Source organism: Pseudomonas lalucatii, assembly GCF_018398425.1.
In the GTDB taxonomy this organism is placed as follows: domain Bacteria; phylum Pseudomonadota; class Gammaproteobacteria; order Pseudomonadales; family Pseudomonadaceae; genus Aquipseudomonas; species Aquipseudomonas lalucatii.
In genome coordinates this window covers 2,540,834-2,558,671 of the sequence record NZ_JADPMV010000001.1, presented here as the reverse complement: position 1 = coordinate 2,558,671, position 17,838 = coordinate 2,540,834, and the positions used below count along the sequence as shown (strand labels likewise).

Annotated in this window: 16 protein-coding genes; 12 read left to right on the top strand and 4 right to left on the bottom strand. The window is 68.3% G+C overall.

Going from position 1 to position 17,838, the window contains the following annotated elements:
- Nucleotides 1-55 precede the first annotated feature (55 nt).
- Together I0D00_RS11690 and I0D00_RS11685 are read left to right on the top strand one after the other, a co-directional pair.
- Nucleotides 56-952, top strand: a complete 897-nt coding sequence (locus I0D00_RS11690) for a response regulator (protein ID WP_213639880.1) — start codon at nucleotides 56-58, stop codon at nucleotides 950-952.
- 131 nt (nucleotides 953-1,083) lie between these two features.
- Nucleotides 1,084-1,980 (top strand): peptidoglycan DD-metalloendopeptidase family protein, encoded by an 897-nt coding sequence (locus I0D00_RS11685; RefSeq protein WP_213639878.1) that lies wholly within the window; start codon nucleotides 1,084-1,086, stop codon nucleotides 1,978-1,980.
- A 72-nt stretch (nucleotides 1,981-2,052) separates the two neighbouring features.
- Here the strand turns inward: I0D00_RS11685 and I0D00_RS11680 are convergent, their stop codons facing one another.
- The 3 genes from I0D00_RS11680 to ehuR all read right to left on the bottom strand — a co-directional run bounded on the left by I0D00_RS11680 (nucleotide 2,053) and on the right by ehuR (nucleotide 5,432).
- A complete protein-coding gene (locus I0D00_RS11680; RefSeq protein ID WP_246533273.1) occupies nucleotides 2,053-3,330 on the bottom strand; it encodes a TRAP transporter large permease in 1,278 nt (425 codons plus the stop codon).
- An 18-nt stretch (nucleotides 3,331-3,348) separates the two neighbouring features.
- Entirely contained in the window at nucleotides 3,349-3,885 is a 537-nt protein-coding gene (locus I0D00_RS11675) for a TRAP transporter small permease (RefSeq protein WP_213639876.1), read from the bottom strand.
- A gap of 146 nt (nucleotides 3,886-4,031) precedes the next feature.
- On the bottom strand, nucleotides 4,032-5,432 hold the full coding sequence (gene ehuR, locus I0D00_RS11670) for a MocR-like ectoine utilization transcription factor EhuR (RefSeq protein WP_213639875.1): 1,401 nt from the start codon (nucleotides 5,430-5,432) through the stop codon (nucleotides 4,032-4,034).
- Nucleotides 5,433-5,704: 272 nt separating this feature from the next.
- On the opposite strand from ehuR, the gene doeA reads away from it, so the two are divergent.
- From doeA to I0D00_RS11650, 4 genes are all read left to right on the top strand, one after another.
- A complete protein-coding gene (gene doeA, locus I0D00_RS11665; RefSeq protein WP_213639873.1) occupies nucleotides 5,705-6,892 on the top strand; it encodes an ectoine hydrolase DoeA in 1,188 nt (395 codons plus the stop codon).
- A 16-nt stretch (nucleotides 6,893-6,908) separates the two neighbouring features.
- Nucleotides 6,909-7,967, top strand: coding sequence for a N(2)-acetyl-L-2,4-diaminobutanoate deacetylase DoeB (doeB, locus tag I0D00_RS11660; RefSeq protein ID WP_213640275.1), 1,059 nt, complete (start codon nucleotides 6,909-6,911; stop codon nucleotides 7,965-7,967).
- 56 nt (nucleotides 7,968-8,023) lie between these two features.
- Nucleotides 8,024-9,064 carry a TRAP transporter substrate-binding protein gene (locus I0D00_RS11655; RefSeq protein WP_213639872.1) on the top strand — a complete coding sequence of 347 codons (1,041 nt, stop codon included), beginning with the start codon at nucleotides 8,024-8,026 and terminating at the stop codon, nucleotides 9,062-9,064.
- Between the two features lie 87 nt (nucleotides 9,065-9,151).
- A complete protein-coding gene (locus I0D00_RS11650; protein WP_213639871.1) occupies nucleotides 9,152-9,625 on the top strand; it encodes an Lrp/AsnC family transcriptional regulator in 474 nt (157 codons plus the stop codon).
- A gap of 19 nt (nucleotides 9,626-9,644) precedes the next feature.
- Here the strand turns inward: I0D00_RS11650 and I0D00_RS11645 are convergent, their stop codons facing one another.
- Nucleotides 9,645-10,787 (bottom strand): BCCT family transporter, encoded by a 1,143-nt coding sequence (locus I0D00_RS11645; RefSeq protein ID WP_213639870.1) that lies wholly within the window; start codon nucleotides 10,785-10,787, stop codon nucleotides 9,645-9,647.
- Nucleotides 10,788-11,210: 423 nt separating this feature from the next.
- On the opposite strand from I0D00_RS11645, the gene I0D00_RS11640 reads away from it, so the two are divergent.
- From I0D00_RS11640 to I0D00_RS11615, 6 genes are all read left to right on the top strand, one after another.
- Nucleotides 11,211-12,683: an NAD-dependent succinate-semialdehyde dehydrogenase gene (locus tag I0D00_RS11640; protein WP_213639869.1), complete on the top strand. Its 1,473-nt coding sequence runs from the start codon at nucleotides 11,211-11,213 to the stop codon at nucleotides 12,681-12,683.
- A gap of 54 nt (nucleotides 12,684-12,737) precedes the next feature.
- Nucleotides 12,738-14,144: an aspartate aminotransferase family protein gene (locus I0D00_RS11635; protein ID WP_213639868.1), complete on the top strand. Its 1,407-nt coding sequence runs from the start codon at nucleotides 12,738-12,740 to the stop codon at nucleotides 14,142-14,144.
- 65 nt (nucleotides 14,145-14,209) lie between these two features.
- Nucleotides 14,210-15,205, top strand: coding sequence for a hydroxyectoine utilization dehydratase EutB (eutB, locus tag I0D00_RS11630; protein WP_213639867.1), 996 nt, complete (start codon nucleotides 14,210-14,212; stop codon nucleotides 15,203-15,205).
- Complete coding sequence (locus tag I0D00_RS11625; RefSeq protein ID WP_213639866.1) at nucleotides 15,192-16,136, top strand: cyclodeaminase; 945 nt, start codon at nucleotides 15,192-15,194, stop codon at nucleotides 16,134-16,136. Before eutB ends, I0D00_RS11625 begins: the two co-directional genes overlap by 14 nt.
- A 1-nt stretch (nucleotide 16,137) precedes the next feature.
- The gene (locus I0D00_RS11620) at nucleotides 16,138-16,926 is read left to right on the top strand and encodes a maleate cis-trans isomerase family protein (RefSeq protein WP_213639865.1); all 789 of its coding nucleotides are present in this window, start codon (nucleotides 16,138-16,140) and stop codon (nucleotides 16,924-16,926) included.
- A gap of 48 nt (nucleotides 16,927-16,974) precedes the next feature.
- The gene (locus tag I0D00_RS11615; RefSeq protein WP_213639864.1) at nucleotides 16,975-17,838 is read left to right on the top strand and encodes a DMT family transporter; all 864 of its coding nucleotides are present in this window, start codon (nucleotides 16,975-16,977) and stop codon (nucleotides 17,836-17,838) included.

Here is a 17,838-nt window from a genome sequence, read left to right as displayed (position 1 = left end):
GCCAGCGGCAAGCCGCCACGACTATGCTAGGGGCCATTCGAACTGGGAGTGGCCGATGAGTAAAGTCAACGTGCTGGTGGTGGACGATGCGACCTTTATCCGCGACTTGGTGAAGAAGGGCCTGCGCGATCACTTCCCGGGCGTGCAGATCCATGAAGCCGTCAATGGGCGCAAGGCCCAGCAACTGCTCGGCCGGGTCGCCATCGACCTGATCCTCTGCGACTGGGAGATGCCGGAGATGTCCGGGCTCGAGCTGCTCGGCTGGTGCCGCGAGCAGGACAACCTGAAGAGCCTGCCCTTTATCATGGTCACCAGCCGCGGCGACAAGGACAACGTGGTGCAGGCGATCCAGGCCGGGGTCTCGGACTTCATCGGCAAGCCCTTCTCCAACGAGCAGCTGGTCACCAAGGTGAAGAAGGCCCTGAGCCGCGCCGGCAAGCTGCAGGCCCTCCAGGCCCAGGCGCCCCGGGCCCTGGCGAGCGGCTTCGGCAATGACTCGCTGGCCGCCCTGACCGGCGGCAAGGCCGAGGTGATCAAGGCCGAGGCCGCGCCATCCCCGCCCGCGGCCGGCATCCCGCCGACGCCATCCAGGCCCGCGGCCCGGGCGGCGACCGCCGGCCGTGGCCAGGGCCAGCTGCGTCTACCGGGAGGCAGCATGGCCTGCGTGATCAAGGGCCTGAGCCTCAAGGAGGCGCTGCTGCTGGTCAAACGCGGCGAGGCGCTGCCCCAGGTGCTGGAAAGTGCGGTGCTCGACCTGGAGCAGGGCGAGGGCGGCGAGGTGGCGCGACTGAACGGTTACCTGCACGCGGTGGCCGCCTTCGAGCCGAAGGCCGACAGCGAGTGGTTGCAGCTGACCCTGCGTTTCGTCGACCGCGACCCGCAGAAACTCGATTACCTGTCGCGGCTGATCGCCCGCGGCACCGCACAGAAGCATTTCAGTCCCGGCGCCTGAACCGTCGGTCGTGGCTGCCGGGGCGCCGCGCGAGCTGGCTCACATCCCGGGGCGCGCCGCCTCGCGCGGTGCCCGCGGGGCTGCTAGTCTCCCTGGTCCGGATATCCAAAAGCCATAAGATCCGAGTCGATATGCTAGGGCGCCTGATTCTTCTCTGCAGCCTCTGGGCCGCCGCCAGCCAGGCGGCGGCCCTGACCATCTACAAGTACACCGATGCCAACGGCGTGGTCACCTATTCCGACCAGGCCGCCCCGGGGGCCCAGGTGTTCGTGTTCCGCGACCGCATGGTCGAGCGCCTGGACAACCAGGTGAAGCTGGAAACCAAGAAGCACGCGGCCGGCGAGACCCTGCTGGTGCGCAACGACCTCTATGCCCCGGTGCAGGTCGAGTTGCAGCTGGTGGACGTCGACAACGCCGTCGGCGCCCCGGACGAGCCGATCACCTGGGTGCTGCCGCCGCGCAGCAAGATCCGCCTGGCCACCCTGGCCCCGCGCGACGCCGGGCGGCCGCTGCGCTACACGCCGAAGCTGCGCTACGCCCTCGGCGACCCGCGCCTGCTGCCGACCCAGCAGCGCTATCCGCTGCCCTGGCGCGGCGGGCCGTTCCGCCTGACCCAGGGCGCGGGCGGCAAGTACAGCCACTTCACCCCCAAGGGCCGCTACGCCCTGGACATCGCCATGCCCGAGGGCACGCCCATAGTGGCGGCGCGCGGCGGCGTGGTGGTGAAGACCGAGAACCAGCAGAGCGGGCGCGGCACCAACCCCTCCGGCAACTACGTGCGCATCCTCCACGACGACGGCACCATGGGCGTCTACCTGCACCTGATGAAGGGCTCGGTGCGGGTCCGCGAAGGCCGCCGGGTGGCGGTCGGCGAGCAGATCGCCCGCTCCGGCAACACCGGCAACAGCACCGGCCCGCACCTGCACTTCGTGGTGCAGCGCAACGTCGGCCTGGCCCTGGAGTCCATCCCCTTCAGCTTCACCCAGCCGGTCGACAGCCTGCCCAACTTCGCCGTCGGCGGCGAATGAAAAAAAACCCGCTGCCGGCTCGATTGCGCTCGAGCCGACAGCGGGGTTTTCCTGTGTCGGCGGGTAGCCGCGCTAGCGGAAGGCCAGGTCGCGCAGGAACAGGGTGATCGGCGGGAACAGGATCAGCAGCACCGACATCAGCAGCAGGATCAGGAAGAACGGCAGGCTGCCGCGCACCACGTCGACATAGGGGCGGCGGAACACCGCGATGGCGGTGAAGATGTCGCAGCCGAACGGCGGGGTCGCCGAGCCGATGGCCGCCTGCAGGGTGATGATGATGCCGACCAGCACCGGGTCGAGGCCGGACAGGCGCACCGCCGGGGCGAAGATCGGCACCAGGATCAGCATCACCACGATCGGGTCGACGAACATGCAGCCGATGAAGAAGGCGATCGAGATGATGATCAGCAGCTCGGTCGGCGAGGCGCTCATGATGCCGATGCCGCTGAGGATGGCTTGCGGGATCTGGGCGAAGGAGATCACCCAGGAGAAGGCCGCGCCGGCCGCCACCAGGATGAACACCACGGCGGTGATCAGGCCGGTGGACAGGGCGATGGACGACAGTTCGCTGAACTTCACCCGCCGGTAGATCAGCATCTCCAGGACCAGCGCATAGAGCACCGACACCGCGGCCGCCTCGGTGGGGCTGAACACCCCGGAGTAGATGCCGCCGATGGTCAGCACCGGCAACAGCAGCGGCAGGATGGCGCGGCGGCAGGTGACCAGGCGTTCGCGCCAGCTGAACTTGTCGCCCCTGGGAATGCCGGTGAGCCGCGCGTAGAGGTAGCAGTAGCCGGCCAGCAGCAGCATCAGCAGCAGGCCCGGGCCGATGCCGGCGATGAACAGCTCGGCCACCGAGGTGCCGGAGACCACGCCGTAGATGATCATGCCGATGCTCGGCGGGATCAGCAGGGCGATGTCCGAGGCGTTGATGATCAGCGAGATGGCGAAGCTGTCCTTGTAGCCCTGCTGCAGCATCTTCGGCCGCATGATGCTGCCGACGCCGACCACGGTGGCCTGGGTCGAGCCGGACAGGGCACCGAACAGCGCGCAGCTCAGCGCCGTGGTCACCGCCATGCCGCCGCGCACGTGGCCGACGAAGGCGGTGGCCACGTCCAGCAGACGATTGGCCGTGGCGCCGCGGGTGATGATGTCGGCGGCGAGGATGAACATGGGCACCGCCACCAGGGCGGCCGGGCGGATGCCGGCGATCATCTGCTGGACGATGAACTCCGGGCCCATGGTGAAGAAGAACACGAAGCCGGCGGCGGCGGCGGCCAGCAGGGTGGTCATCATGGGGAAGCCTGCCAGCAGCAGGACCAGCATGATGAGCAGCAGGGCAGTGGTCATATCCATGGTGGCGAGGGCTCAGGGTTGCGGCGGAAGGGGGGCGTCGACGTGACGCGGCGGCGCCTCGCGGCGGCCGAGCAGGACCAGCAGCTGGGTGAAGGCGTGGCGCAGGAACTGCAGGCCGGTCATGCCCAGGCCCAGGGGGATCACCAGGTAGATGTAGTGCAGCGGCAGCTGCAGCGCCGAGGAGGCGCGGCCGACGCGGGCGGCCGACTCGACGTAGCCGATCGCCGCCCAGGTCAGCCAGAGCATCAGCAGGGCGGTGAGCAGGTTGATCAGCAGCAGGCTGGCGGCGGCGGGCTTGCCGGTCAGGTGCTCGATGAAGGCACTCATGCTGATGTGCCGGCTATGGCGGGCGGCATAGCTGCAGCCGACGAAGGTGACGAAGATGATGAGGAACTGGTTGAGCTCCTCGGAGAAATAGATGCTCTGGTTGAACAGGTAGCGGCCGAACACGTTGCCGACCGAATTCAGCGCCATCAGCAGAATGGCGCTGGCGAGGATGAAGGCCTCGAGCTTCTCCAGCAGCCAATCCAACTTGTGCAACCAAGACATAGCCACCTCCAGCCCGTCGTCGACGCGGCGGACATTGTTCTTGTTGTGGAAGCCAGACCTTATCGCCGGTCAAAAATCATGTCAATTAATATTTGAATCAGTACATATGCGTCGTTATCGAGCAAATGTAATGATGGTGCCCTGTTTTAGAACACGAAATGCATGGGCGGTGGCGTCTCGCCGAACAGCCCGTTGAGGGTCGCCAGGCCGGCCTGCAGGCGCGCGCGGCTCTGCTCGGCGCCCAGGCTGATGCGCACGTGCTGGTTGCTGCGGTCGGCGGTGGCCAGGAAGGGCTCGGCGGGAAAGATCATCACGCCTTCCTGGCGCGCGCGGCGGGCGAACTTCTCCGGCTGCCAGTGCGCCGGCAACTCGGCCCAGATATGCATGCCGTTGGGATGGGCGCGGAAGCTGCAGTCGGCCAGCAGCTCGCGAGCGAGCTGCTGGCGCGCCGCGAACTCCTGCTGCTGGAAGGCCACCATGCGCTCCAGGGTGCCGTCCTGCATCCACCAGCTGGCGATCTCGAAGGGCATCAGGGTGGCCATCCAGGTGGTGCTGCGCAGGCGGCCGATGGCCTGCTGCACCAGGTGCGGCGGGGTGATCAGGTAGCCGGCGCGCATGCCCGGCAGGGTGATCTTGGTCAGGCTGGTGGCGTAGAAGCTGCGCTCCGGGATCAGCGCCGACAGCGGCGGGTGGCGGTCCGGCTGCAGGGCGCCGTAGACGTCGTCCTCCACCAGGGTCAGGTCGTAGCGCCGCGCCAGCTCGGCGATCGCCTGGCGTCGCTCCAGGCCCATGGTGTCGGTGGTCGGGTTGTTCATGGTCGGGGTGCAGAACAGCACCCGCGCGCCGCCCTGCTTGCAGGCCGCCTCCAGCGCCTCCGGCAGCAGGCCCTGGTCGTCGGTGGCCAGCCCCTTGAGGTTGAAGTGCAGGGTCTGCGCCAGGGCCAGCAGCAGCATGCAGGTCTCCCGCTCGCACAGCACCGTGTCGCCGGGCTTGAGCACGGTGGCCATGGCGATGGTCAGGGCATGGGCGGCGCCGTTGCAGAACAGCATGTGGTCGGGGTTGGCCGGCATCTTCTGCTGCGCCAGCCAGGCGCAGACCACGTCGCGGTGCTGGGTCAGGCCCTGGGTCGGGTGGAAGGAGGTGATGAAGTCGTCGCGGCCCTCCCGGGCCAGGCGTTCCAGGCCATCGCGGTAGAGCTTGACGTGGCGCTGGGTGCACACCGGATGGGCGGTGGACAGGTCGATGCCGCGGTGCGGGTCCTCATGTTCGTCGGTGGACAGGTAGTCCGACTCGTGGCTGACGTGGCGGCTGCGCACGAAGGTGCCGCTGCCGACCTGGGCATAGATGGCGCCCTGCTTCTCCGCGTGGGCATAGGCATTGCTCACCGTCTGCACGCTGACGCCCAGGGTTTCCGCCAGCTCGCGGTGGGTCGGCAGCTTGCTGCCGGGCTGCAGCGCGCCGCTGTTGATCGCCTCGGTCAGGGCATTGCCGATGGCCAGGTACTTGGGTTGGCCGGAGCGGATGAAGGGTTTCAGGTCAATTGTCATAGAACAATAAATTCCTTGACGATGATTGTAATGGTCATAATATGGGCCTCAAGGCGTATTGACCTGCATTTGTCGCGGTTACTTTAGCAGGTTTCAGTACAATTTCTCCAGGCGGACCGACGTCCGCGGTACCGGGACGGCAAGCGGCCTGGAGGGTGCATGAACGGCTCGGCGCCATGCTCCATGCGTCGCAGCAATGTCGTCCGCCCGGCTGCTGTCCGGCGGGCTGATAGAGGCCTGAACGCCCCGGCGTTCGTTATCGAGATGCTGTCATGAGTGAAATCGCGTTGAATTTCAGCCGTGCAGAGTACGCCCAGCGACTGGCCAAGGTGCGCGCCGCCATGGCCGAGCGGGGGATCGCCACGCTGATCGTCCACGACCCGTCGAACATGGCCTGGCTCACCGGCTATGACGGTTGGTCCTTCTACACCCCGCAATGCGTGGTGGTCGGCCAGAGCGGCAACCCGCTGTGGTACGGCCGCGGCATCGACGCCAACGGCGCGCGCCGTACCGTCTACCTGCCGGAGGAGGACATCGCCTCCTACAGCGACCGCTATGTGATGAACCCGCCGCACCATGCCCTCGACTACCTGTGCGAGCAGGTGCTGCCGGCGCGGGGCTGGACCGCCGGGGTGATCGGCGTGGAGATGGACAACTACTACTACAGCGCCACCTCGCACCAGGCGCTGCTGCGCGGCCTGCCTCAGGCCGAGCTGGTGGACGCCACCGGCCTGGTCAACTGGTGCCGGGCGATCAAGTCGGCACAGGAAGTCGAGTACATGCGCGTCGCCGCGCGCATCGTCGAGAACATGCACCGCGCCATCGTCGAGATGATCGAGCCGGGCCTGCCGAAGAACGTGCTGGTCGGCGAGATCTACCGGGTCGCCTGCGTCGGCCACGACGGCAAGTTCGGCGACTACCCGGCCATCGTGCCCATGCTGCCCTCGGGCAAGGACGCCTCGGCGCCGCACCTGACCTGGGACGACCGCCCGTTCAAGCAGGGCGAAGGCACCTTCTTCGAGATCGCCGGCTGCCACAAGCGCTACCACTGCCCGCTGTCGCGCACCGTCTACCTGGGCGAGCCCTCGGCGGCGTTCCGCAAGGCCGAGGAGGCGATCAACGCCGGCCTCGAGGCCGGCCTGGCGGTGGCCAAGCCGGGCAACACCTGCGGCGACATCGCTCGCGAACTGAACAGCACCCTGCGCCGCTACGGCTACGACCGCGGCGACAACCGCTGCGGCTACCCCATCGGGCTGAGCTATCCGCCGGATTGGGGCGAGCGCACCATGAGCCTGCGCGAGAGCGACACCACGGTGTTGCAGCCGGGCATGACCTTCCACTTCATGCCGGGCCTGTGGCTGGACGACTGGGGGCTGGAGACCACCGAAAGCATCCTGATCACCGACAGCGGCGTGGAAACCCTCTGCGACTACCCGCGCGAATTGTTCGTGAAGGCCTGAGATGAGTGCAGCGCAAATGAATATCTCCCCCGAATCCGACCTGCAGGCGACCAGTCTCTCGACCATCGCCGAGGTCGGCGAAAGCACCATCAGCGCCACCGTCGACTTCGCGCGCGACGGGGTACAGCACGGCTTCCTCAAGCTGCCGTACTCCCACGACCAGTCGGCCTGGGGCTGCATCATGATCCCCATCACCGTGGTGAAGAACGGCACGGGGCCCACCGCGTTGCTCACCGGCGGCAATCATGGCGACGAGTACGAGGGCATCACCGCCCTGCTCAAGCTGGCCGGCGAGCTGCGCGCCGAGGACGTCCAGGGCCGGGTGATCATAGTCCCGGCGATGAACTACCCGGCGGTGCAGAACGGCAGCCGCACCTCGCCGATCGACAAGGGCAACATGAACCGCGCCTTCCCGGGCAATCCCCACGGGGCGATGACCGAGCGCATCGCCGACTACTTCCAGCGCTACCTGATCCCGTTGTGTGACTACGCTTTGGATATCCACTCCGGCGGCAAGACCCTGGACATCCTGCCCTTCGCCGCGGCCCACCGGTTGCCGGACCCGGCGCAGGAGGCCAAGTGCATCGAGGGCGCCCGGCTGTTCGGCACCGCCGCCAGCATGATCCTCTTCGAGCTGGATGCGGCCTCGCTGTACGACACCGCCGTGGAAGCCCAGGGCAAGGTGTTCGTCACCACCGAGCTGCGCGGCGGCGGCACCAGCACGCCGCAGACCATGGCTCTGGCCGATCGCGGGGTGCGCAACTTCCTCAAGTTCGCCGGGATCATCGAAGGTGAGCCGGAGCTGGCCGACGAGCCGGCGCTGCAGCTGGATATGCCAGACGCCAGTTGCTACGTGCAGAGCCTGCACCGCGGCATTCTCGAGCTGGCCCTGAGCCTGGGCGATCGGGTGCGGCGCGGTGACCTGGTGGCGCGGGTGCATGCCTTCGAGCGCACCGGCACGCCGGCGGTGGAATACCGCGCCGAGCGTGACGGGATGCTGGTGGCGCGGCGTTTCCCGGCGCTGGTGGACATAGGCGACACCCTGGCGGTGATCGCCGACCTAATCGAAGGCTGAAGACGAGCGGGTTCAATCGCACATCCCTGAACATAAAAACAAGCGGAGACCTCACCATGAGCAAGTTCAGCACACTGAAGAAGGCGGCCCTGGCCGCGGCAATGGGCCTGGCCCTGGCGGGCCAGGCGAGCCTGGCGGCGGCGGCCGAGGAGTGGAAGTTCGCCCTGGAGGAGATCAGCGGCAGCGTGCAGGACGCCTACGCGCAGAAGTTCAAGCAGCTGGTGGAAGAGAAGAGCGGCGGCGACATCACCGTCACCGTCTACCCCTACGGCGCCCTGGGCGAGTCGGAAGACCTCACCGAACTGGTGGCCAACGGCGTGCTGCAGTTCACCCACGGCTCCACCGGCATCCTCGGCTCCACCGCGCCGTCGATGCAGGTGTTCTCCATGCCCTACCTGCTGTCGCAGAACAACAAGGTCAACCTCGAGCTGCTGACCGAGAGCCCGACCATCTACGGGCCCATGGCCGACAAGCTGAAGACCCGCAACCTGCGCCTGCTGAGCATGTACCCGGAAGGCGAGATGGTCTGGACCACCAACAAGGTGGTGCGCAAGCCGGCCGACTTCGACAACGTGAAGATGCGCGTGATGGCCTCGCCGATGCTGGTGGAGACCTACAAGTCGTTCGGCGCGGTGCCCACCCCGCTGCCCTATTCCGAGGTGTACGGCGCCCTGCAGCTGAAGATGATCGACGGCCAGGAGAACCCGATCTTCGCCATCGAGGAGATGAAGTTCTACGAGGTCACCGACGTGCTGACCTGGTCCGGCCATCAGCAGTTCACCGTCGCGGTGCTGTCCAGCGAGTCCTGGTACCAGGGTCTGCCGGCCGCGCAGCGCCAGATCATCGACGAGACCATCGACGAACTGGCGCCCTACATCTTCGAGACCCAGGCCAAGTACAACCAGGAGCGCCTGGAGAAGATCCAGCAGGCCAAGCCGGGCATCCAGGTGGTGCACCTGAACGACGCGGAACAGGCCACCTTCCGCAAGGCCAGCGAGCCGCTGCGTGACAAGCTGGTGGAACTGGCCGGCCCGGAAGCCGGCACCGCCCTGCAGGCCCTGGAGGCCGAGATCGCCGAGCTGGAACAGAAATACTAAACGGCGCTCGTCACGCGAGCCGGCGGGGTTGTCCCGCCGGCTCTTTCACGTCTGGTGCGCAGGACGAGCCTGCGCCGGAGCGGTTCTATGCGTCTGGACAGTTACGACCTGAAGATTCTGCGCATCCTCCAGCACAACGGCCGCATCACCAAGTCCAGCCTGGCCGAGGCCATCAACCTCTCGGTCAGCCCCTGCTGGGAGCGGGTCAAGCGCCTGGAGGAGGCGGGGATCATCCGCGGCTACGGCGCCCAGCTGAACACCGAGGTGCTGCTCAAGCGCGCCGCGGTGCTGGTCGAGGTCAGCCTCAAGCAGCACAACCGCGAGGCCTTCCAGCGCTTCGAGAAGGCCATGCAGGAGTGCCCGGAGGTCACCGAGTGCTACGCCACCGGCGGCGGCATCGACTACATCGTCAAGGTCATGGCCCGCGACATCGACCAGTACCAGCGCCTGGTCGACCGCTGGCTGATGACCGACCTGGGCATCGAGCGCTACTTCACCTACATCGTCACCAAGACCATCAAGCACGCCGAGCCGCCCCTGGAGCTGGACGCCGGCGACTAGGCACCGGCGGCCGGCGGCTTCAGCCGCTGGCGGCGATGCCGCTCAGGGCCCGGCGATGCCGCGTCAGCAGCAGCGCCAGGGTCACGGCGTAGAGGCCGATCACCACCAGACCCACCCACTGGATCTCGAAGGGGGTGAACTTGAACAGCAGCACCAGGCTGCTCAGCAGGCCGACGTTGAGGGCGACGAAGCGCGGCCGGCCGAGCTTGGCCACGGTGATGCCGAGGTTGTCGGTGTACAGGCGTACCAGCGAGTCCACCGAGTTGATCACGAAGATCACCCCGACGCCGAGCATGGCCAGCTTCCAGAACGCACCGACCTCCAGGCCCTGGTCGAAGTAGCCGTGCAGCACGGCGAACCAGATCGCCAGGGGGATCGACGGAATCACCAGCAGCGCCAGCAGCAGCTGCCAGGTGCGCAGGCCGCCGACGAAGCGCGAGACGAACTGGCCGATCATCACGCTCCAGGCGAACCACCAGAACAGGTAGAAGGCGTGGTAGTCGCCTAGCGGCAGGATGAAGCCGGGCAACTGGGCGAAGTAGCCGCTGCCGATCTGCGCCGCGGCGTCGACAAACAGGCCGCCGCCGAGATCGGCCGCCCACCACATGCCGAGGATCAGGGCGAAGAACAGCCAGGTCGAGGAGACGCTGAGGATCTTCAGGTAGCGGATGTCGGTGCTGGAATAGACCGCCGCCAGGACGATCGCCAGCACCACCAGGTAGCCCCAGGCCTCGCCCAGCTCCGGCATGTACCAGGCGCTGTTGACCAGGAACAGGTAGGCGGTGAAGGCGCAGGTGGAGACGATCACCAGGTTGTTCACCAGCTTCACCGGGCGCAGCTCGAACAGCCTGACCCGCGGCTCGATCACGCAGAAATAGAAGGTGGTGATGAAGTAGAAGGCCCAGATCAGGAAACCCCAGAAGGCGAACTCCACCGCCAGGGGGTTGGAGAACTGGTACTGGGCCTCCGCGGCGTAGGTGGGGAACTCGGTCAGCGGGAAGATGATCAGGCCCATGTCCAGGCCGGAGGTGAACAGGATCGCCAGGAAGGTGAACAGGCCCACGGGTTCCGGCCCGGTGCAGCGCAGGTTGCCCCAGCGCAGCAGGACCAGCAGGGTGGCCGCCAGCAGGGCGATGATCGCCCCCGATAGAATCAGATTCATAGAGTCCCCATCCGCCGTGAGCGCTGCGGGCGTGGGGCCCGTGCTCGGCTCGCCGGTGATTTTCTTGTTGGAAGGATGCCGCGCAGGCGACCCCGGCTGGCGGGGTCGATGCCGGCCCCATCCTGGCCGCTCGACACGAGCGCTGCATGCCCAAGGGCGCCGTCGGGAGTCGTGATCCCGGCCACCTGCCGCGGCCAATGCCGCATTCCCGTCAAGCTGCGCCCCGAATCGGCCAGATGCAGCGGCCTCAAGCCGCCGCCGAAAAAAAACCTGGGAAAGCCCGGGCAAAGAAAAAAAACCGCGCGCCGGCCGCCGCCCAAGAGAAAAAACCGCGCGGCCATCCCCCCTAAAGTGGAAGCCGTAAACACGCACCACGCCCAGCAGCGCGACACCGCTGCAGGGCCCGCAGAGGGGACGCCGTCCATGCACACACTGAAAGATCCGCGCCTGGTTCGCCAGCTGGCCTATGTCAACGGCAAGTGGGTCGCCGGCCACGACGGCCGCGACGAAGCGGTGATCGATCCGGCCAGCGAAGCAACCATCGGCCGCTGCACCCTGCTCGACCAGGAGCAGATCGCCGCCGCCATCGATGCCGCCGACGCCGCCTTCCCGGCCTGGCGCGCCCGCTCGGTGGACGAGCGTGGTGCCCTCCTCGGCAAGTGGCACGACCTGCTGCTGGAGAACAAGGAAGACCTCGCCCGCCTGATGACCCTGGAGCAGGGCAAGCCGCTGGACGAGGCCCGGGGCGAGATCGATTACGCCGCCTCCTTCATCCGCTGGTTCGCCGAGGAGGCGCGCCGCGCCTACGGCGAGACCATCCCCAGCCATATCCGCAATGCCCAGCTGGGCAGCGTGCGCGAGCCGATCGGCGTCGCCGCCCTGATCACGCCGTGGAATTTCCCCTGCGCGATGATCACCCGCAAGGCCGCCGCGGCCCTGGCCGTGGGCTGCACCGTGCTGGTCAAGCCGGCCGGCGAGACGCCGTTCTCCGCCCTGGCCCTGGCCGAGCTGGCCGAGCGCGCCGGCTTCCCCGCCGGGGTGTTCAACGTCATCACCGGTGAGCCGGAGATGGTCTCCCAGGTGCTCTGCGCCAGCGACAAGGTCAAGGCGCTGTCCTTCACCGGCTCGACCCGGGTCGGTCGCCTGCTCCTGCAGCAGGCCGCGGCCACGGTGAAGAAGTGCTCGATGGAGCTGGGCGGCAACGCGCCCTTCATCGTCCTGCCGGACATGGACGTGGAGCAGGCCGCCCAGGCGGCGATCGACGCCAAGTTCCAGACCACCGGCCAGGACTGCCTGGCGGCCAACCGCATCTTCGTGCACCGCTCGCTGTACCAGCCCTTCCTCGATGCCTTCGCCCGGCGCATGGGCGAGCTGACCGTGGGCAACGGCCTGGTCCGTGGCGTCAGCCAGGGCCCGCTGATCAACGCCAAGGCGGTGGCCAAGGCCCAGGAGCTGGTGGACGACGCCGTCGCCAAGGGCGCGCGCCGGCTGGCCGGCGACCAGGAGCAGGCGCCGGGGCGCAACTTCTTCATGCCGACCCTGCTGGCCGACGTGACCGCGGACATGCGCGTCTACCGCGAGGAGAACTTCGCCCCGGTGGCCGGCGTGCTGGCCTGGGACGACCTGGAGCAGCTCATCGCCCAGGCCAACGACACCGAGTACGGCCTGGCCGCCTATGTCTATGGTTACGACATGCGCCAGGTGTGGCGCCTGCTGCGCGGCCTGGAGTTCGGCATGGTCAGCGTCAACTCGGTGAAGATGACCGGCCCGCCCGTGCCCTTCGGCGGCGTCAAGCAGTCCGGCCTCGGCCGCGAGGGCTCGCGCCACGGCCTCGATGAGTACAGCCAGATCAAATACTACTGCCTGGGCAACCTGCCCAGCGCCAGCGGAAGTTAACCGCGCTCAGCCGCCTGAACGCCACCCGAAACCGAATCGAACGAGGGCAATGCCATGACCATCGACACCCAGAAGATCATCGAGATCGACCGCCAGAACGTCTTTCACGCCTCCACCCACCTGAAGCAGCACGCCCACGGCGAGAGCCCGGCGCGCATCGTCACCGGCGCCCAGGGCATCCGCATCCAGGACTCCCTGGGCAACGAGTTCATCGACGGCTTCGCCGGCCTGTATTGCGTGAACATCGGCTACGGCCGCACCGAGATGGCCGAGGCGATCTACGAGCAGGCCAAGCAGCTGGCCTACTACCACACCTATGTCGGCCACACCACCGAGGGCATGGCGACTCTGTCCGAGCGCATCGTCAGGCTCGCCGGCCAGGGCATGAGCAAGGTCTACTACGGCATGTCCGGCTCGGACGCCAACGAGACCCAGCTCAAGCTGGTCTGGTACTACAACAACATCCTCGGCCGTAAGGACAAGAAGAAGGTCATCTCCCGTGACCGCGGCTACCACGGTTCGAGCATCGCCTCCGGCTCCATGACCGGCCTGCCGGTGTTCCACGCCCACTTCGACCTGCCGCTGGAGCGCATCAAGCACACCGTCGCGCCGGTCTACTACCGCCGCCCCGACGACGGCATGAGCGAGCTGGAGTTCTCCCGCTACTGCGCGCAGAAGCTCGAGGAGATGATCCTCGCCGAGGGCCCGGACACCGTCGCCGCCATGATCGGCGAGCCGGTGCTCGGCACCGGCGGCATCGTGCCGCCGCCGCAGGGCTACTGGGCGGAGATCCGCAAGGTGCTGGACAAGTACGACATCCTGCTGATCGCCGACGAGGTGGTCTGTGGCTTCGGTCGCCTGGGCGTGGACTTCGGCTCGCAGTACTACGAGATGAAGCCGGACCTGATCACCGTGGCCAAGGGCCTGACCTCGGCCTACCAGCCGCTGTCCGGGGTCATCGTCGGCGAGCGCGTGTGGCAGGTGCTGGAGCAGGGCACCGACACCTACGGCGCCATCGGCCACGGCTACACCTATTCCGGCCACCCCATGGGCATCGCCTCGGCGATCGCCAACCTGGACATCATCGAGCGCGAGAACCTCACCGGTAACGCCCGCGACACCGGTGCCTACCTGCAGCAGCGCATGCAGGAAACCTTCGGCCAGCATCCGCTGGTCGGCGAGGCGCGCGGCATCGGCCTGCTGGCGGCCCTGGAGTTCTCCGCCGACCGCAACAAGCGTCAGCACTTCGACCCCAGCCTCAAGGTCGGCCCGCAGATCTCCGCCGCCTGCCTGGAAGAGGGTCTGATCGCCCGCGCCATGCCCCACGGCGACATCCTCGGCTTCGCCCCGCCGCTGGTGGTCAGCCGCGGCGAGGTGGACGACATCGTCGCCCGCGCCGAGCGGGCGGTGAACAAGGTCACCGACAAGCTGATCAGCAGCGGCGCCTGGCAGGCCAAGTAAGCGCCAGGTCAACGCGGGGTCGCCGGGCAGGCGACCCCGCCTGCGTTCACAGGTTGGACTTAACCATGAGCAAACAACTGACACTGCAAGACATCTATCTGGCGCGCCAGCGCATCGCCGGGCTGGCCCTGCGCACGCCGCTGGTGCGTTCCGAATCGCTGTCGCGGCGCTGGGACTGCGAGGCCTGGCTGAAGCTCGACTGCCTGCAGCCGACCGGCGCCTTCAAGCTGCGTGGCGCGGTCAACGCGCTGCTCGGCCTGGACGCCGAACAACGCCGGCGCGGCGTGGTGACCATGTCCACCGGCAACTTCGGCCGCGCCCTGGCCTACGCCGGCCAGCACCTGGGCATTCCGGTCAGGGTGTGCATCTCGCGCCTGGTGCCGGAGAACAAGGTCGAGGCCCTGCGCCGCAGCGGCGCCGATCTGGTGATCCACGGCCAGGCCCAGGACGAGGCCGACGTCGAGGCGCGCCGCCTGCGCGACGAACAGGGCCTGGCCTATGTCTCGCCCTTCGACGACCCGCTGGTGATCGCCGGCCAGGGCACCTGCGGGCTGGAGATCATGGAGGAGCAGCCGGAGACCGACCTGGTGTTCGCCGGCCTGTCCGGCGGCGGCCTGATCGCCGGTGTCGGTCTGGCGGTGAAGACCATCAACCCGCGGGCCGAGGTGATCGGCGTGAGCATGAACGAGGGCGCGGCGATGCTCGAGAGCCTGGCCGCCGGCCATCCGCTGCAGGTGCCCGAAGTGGCGTCGCTGGCCGACAGCCTGGGCGGCGGCGTGGGCCTGGACAACGCCTGGACCTTCGCCATGACCCAGCGCTACATGGACCGCGGCTACAGGGTCGACGAGGCGCAGATCGCCCGCGCCATGGTGCACTTCCTGCGCGAAGAGAAACTCCTGGTCGAGGGCGCCGCCGCGGTCGGCGTGGCCGCCGTCGAGCAGCACCAGCTGGACCTGAGCGGGCGCCGCGTGGCGTTCGTGGTCAGCGGTCAGAACCTGTCCACCGCCACCTTTGCCGAGGCCTGCCGCCTGGCCGGAGAGCGCCCCTATGAAAATCTATAAGCGTGAGCAGATCGCCGAGCGGGTCAAGCTCGACCCGGCCGCCCTGGAGGCCGTCGAGGCCGGCTTCGCCGCCCTCGGCCGCGGCGAGGTGGCGATGCCGCCGATCCTCAGCATGAACATCGCCGAGAGCAACGGCGAGGTGGACGTGAAGACCGCGCACATTCAGGGCTGGCCGCGTTTCGCGGTGAAGATCAGCCCCGGTTTCTTCGACAACCCCAAACTCGGCCTGCCCAGCCTCAACGGCCTGATGCTGCTGTTCTCGGCCAAGACCGGGCTGGTCGATGCGGTGCTGTTCGACGAGGGCTACCTGACCGACATCCGCACCGCCCTGGCCGGCGCCATCGCCGCCAAGCACCTGGCCCGCGAGGACGCCCAGCGCGTCGCGGTGATCGGCGCCGGTCTGCAGGCCGAACTGCAGGTGGCGGCCCTGCGCCTGGTGCGCGACATCCGCCAGGTGCATGTGCACAGCCGCGAGCGCAGCAAGGCCGAGGCCTATGCCACGCGCATGCGCGAGCAGTACGGCCTGGCGGTGACGGTGCACGACAGCGCCGCGGCCGCCTGCGCCCAGGCCGACATCGTGGTCACCACCACCCCGGCGCGCGAGCCGGTGCTGCGCTGGAGCGACCTGCCCAAGGGCGTGCACGTCACCGCCATGGGCTCGGACAACCCGCACAAGAACGAGCTGGAGCCGAGCATCCTGGCCAACGCCGACGTGCTGGTGGTCGATCGCCTCAGTCAGTCCCGCGCCCTCGGCGAGCTGCACCACGCCCCGGATCTGCAGCGCGAGGTGTTCGAACTGGGCAGCCTGATCGCCGAGGAGCGCCAGGCGCGCAGCTCTGCCGAGCAGGTCACCGTATGCGACCTGACCGGCACCGGGGTGCAGGACACCGCCATCGCCAACTACGCCGCGCGCCTGCTCGAGGAGGCCTGAGATGATCCAGTCCTTCGCCGAGTTCCAGGCCCTGCAGCAGACCTTCGACCACGTGCGCGCCAGCGATGACGGCCACGTGCGCATCGGCCTGGTGCAGCTGGCCAGCGATTTCACCCTGGAGAACGAGTGGCGCCAGCTGCTCGGCGAGCGGGTCGAGCTGTACAGCACCCGCACCCCCTGCAGCCCGACCGTCACCCCGGACGGGCTGCGCGGCCTGGCCCAGGGCCTGAGCCGGTCCAGCGCGCTGCTGGTGCCGGGCCTGCCGCTGGACGTGCTGGCCTTCGGCTGCACCTCGGGGAGCATGCTGATCGGCGAGCAGGAGGTGACCCGGCTGCTCAACCAGGCCCACCCCGGCGTGCCGGTGACCAACCCCTGGAGCGCGGTCAAGGCGGCCCTGCGCGGCCTCGACGCGCGGCGCATCGCGGTGCTCACGCCCTATATCGGCGAGGTCAACTACCCGATCTGCCAGGGGCTGCAGCAGGCCGGCCACGAGGTGGCGGCCTTCGGCACCTTCGGCGTGCTGGAGGATGCCGAGATTCCGCGCATTCCCGAGGCGGCCATCGAGCAGGCGGCGCGCGAGCTGCTGATCGGCCAGCGGGTCGACGCGCTGTTCCTCTCCTGCACCAACCTGCGCACCCTGGGCCTGCTCGGCGAACTGGAGCGCAGCCTCGGCTTGCCGGTGATCTCCAGCAACCAGGCGCTGTTCTGGCATGCCCTGCAACTGGCCGGCTGCGTGCACCGGCCCCAGGGTTTCGGTACCTTGCTGACCGACAGCTACGCGTTGGCGTGACGGGCGCAGGGGCGTACCGGGGCGCCGCGCGGGATCGGGGAGTCTGAGGTGCAGGACAGACAGAAGGGCTTGCTGTTGACCGCCTTCGGGGTGCTGGTGCTGTCGCCGGACGCCCTGGTGCTGCGCTGGCTGGCCGCCGATGCCATGCAGGTGCTGGCCTGGCGCGGCCTGCTCATGGCCATCGGCCTGGGCCTGCTGCTGGCCTGGCGCTACCGCGGCGGGTTGCCGGCCGCCGCCCGCCGCTGCGGCTGGGTCGGCGTGGGGTGCGGGCTGTGCTACTGCGTCAGCACCATCGGCTTCGTCCAGGCGATCACCCTCGCCGGGGCGGCCAACACCCTGCTGATCCTCAGCGTCGCGCCGCTGATCGCCGCGGCCCTGGCCTGGCTGTTCCTCGGCGAACGCCTGGCCCTGCGCACCCTGCTGGCGATCCTGATCTGCGTCGCCGGGGTACTGCTGATCGTCGCCGACGAGGCGCCGGGCAACAGCCTGGCCGGCAACGCCTGGGCCCTGGCGGCCGCCACCCTGCTGGCGGGCAACTTCACCCTGGCCCGCAGCCGGCCGGCGGTGGACATGAGCCCCTCGCTGATTCCCGGGGCCCTGCTGGTGTCGCTGCTGGGTTTCCTGTTCGGCGGCCACCCGACCCTGGGCGCGGCGCAGTGGGCCGGCCTGGCCTTCATGGCCGGGGTGCTGCTGCCCCTGGCCTTCATGCTGATCCAGCTGGGGCCGCGCTGGATCAGCGGCACCGAGGTCGGCCTGCTGCTGCTGCTGGAGGTGGTGCTGGGGCCGCTGTGGGTCTGGTGGCTGCTGGGCGAGGCGCCGAGCGGCCAGGTGCTGCTGGGCGGCGCGCTGATCTTCGCCACCCTGTGCGTGCACGGCCTGCTGGGCTGGCGCCGCGGGGCGCCGGCCGGCTGA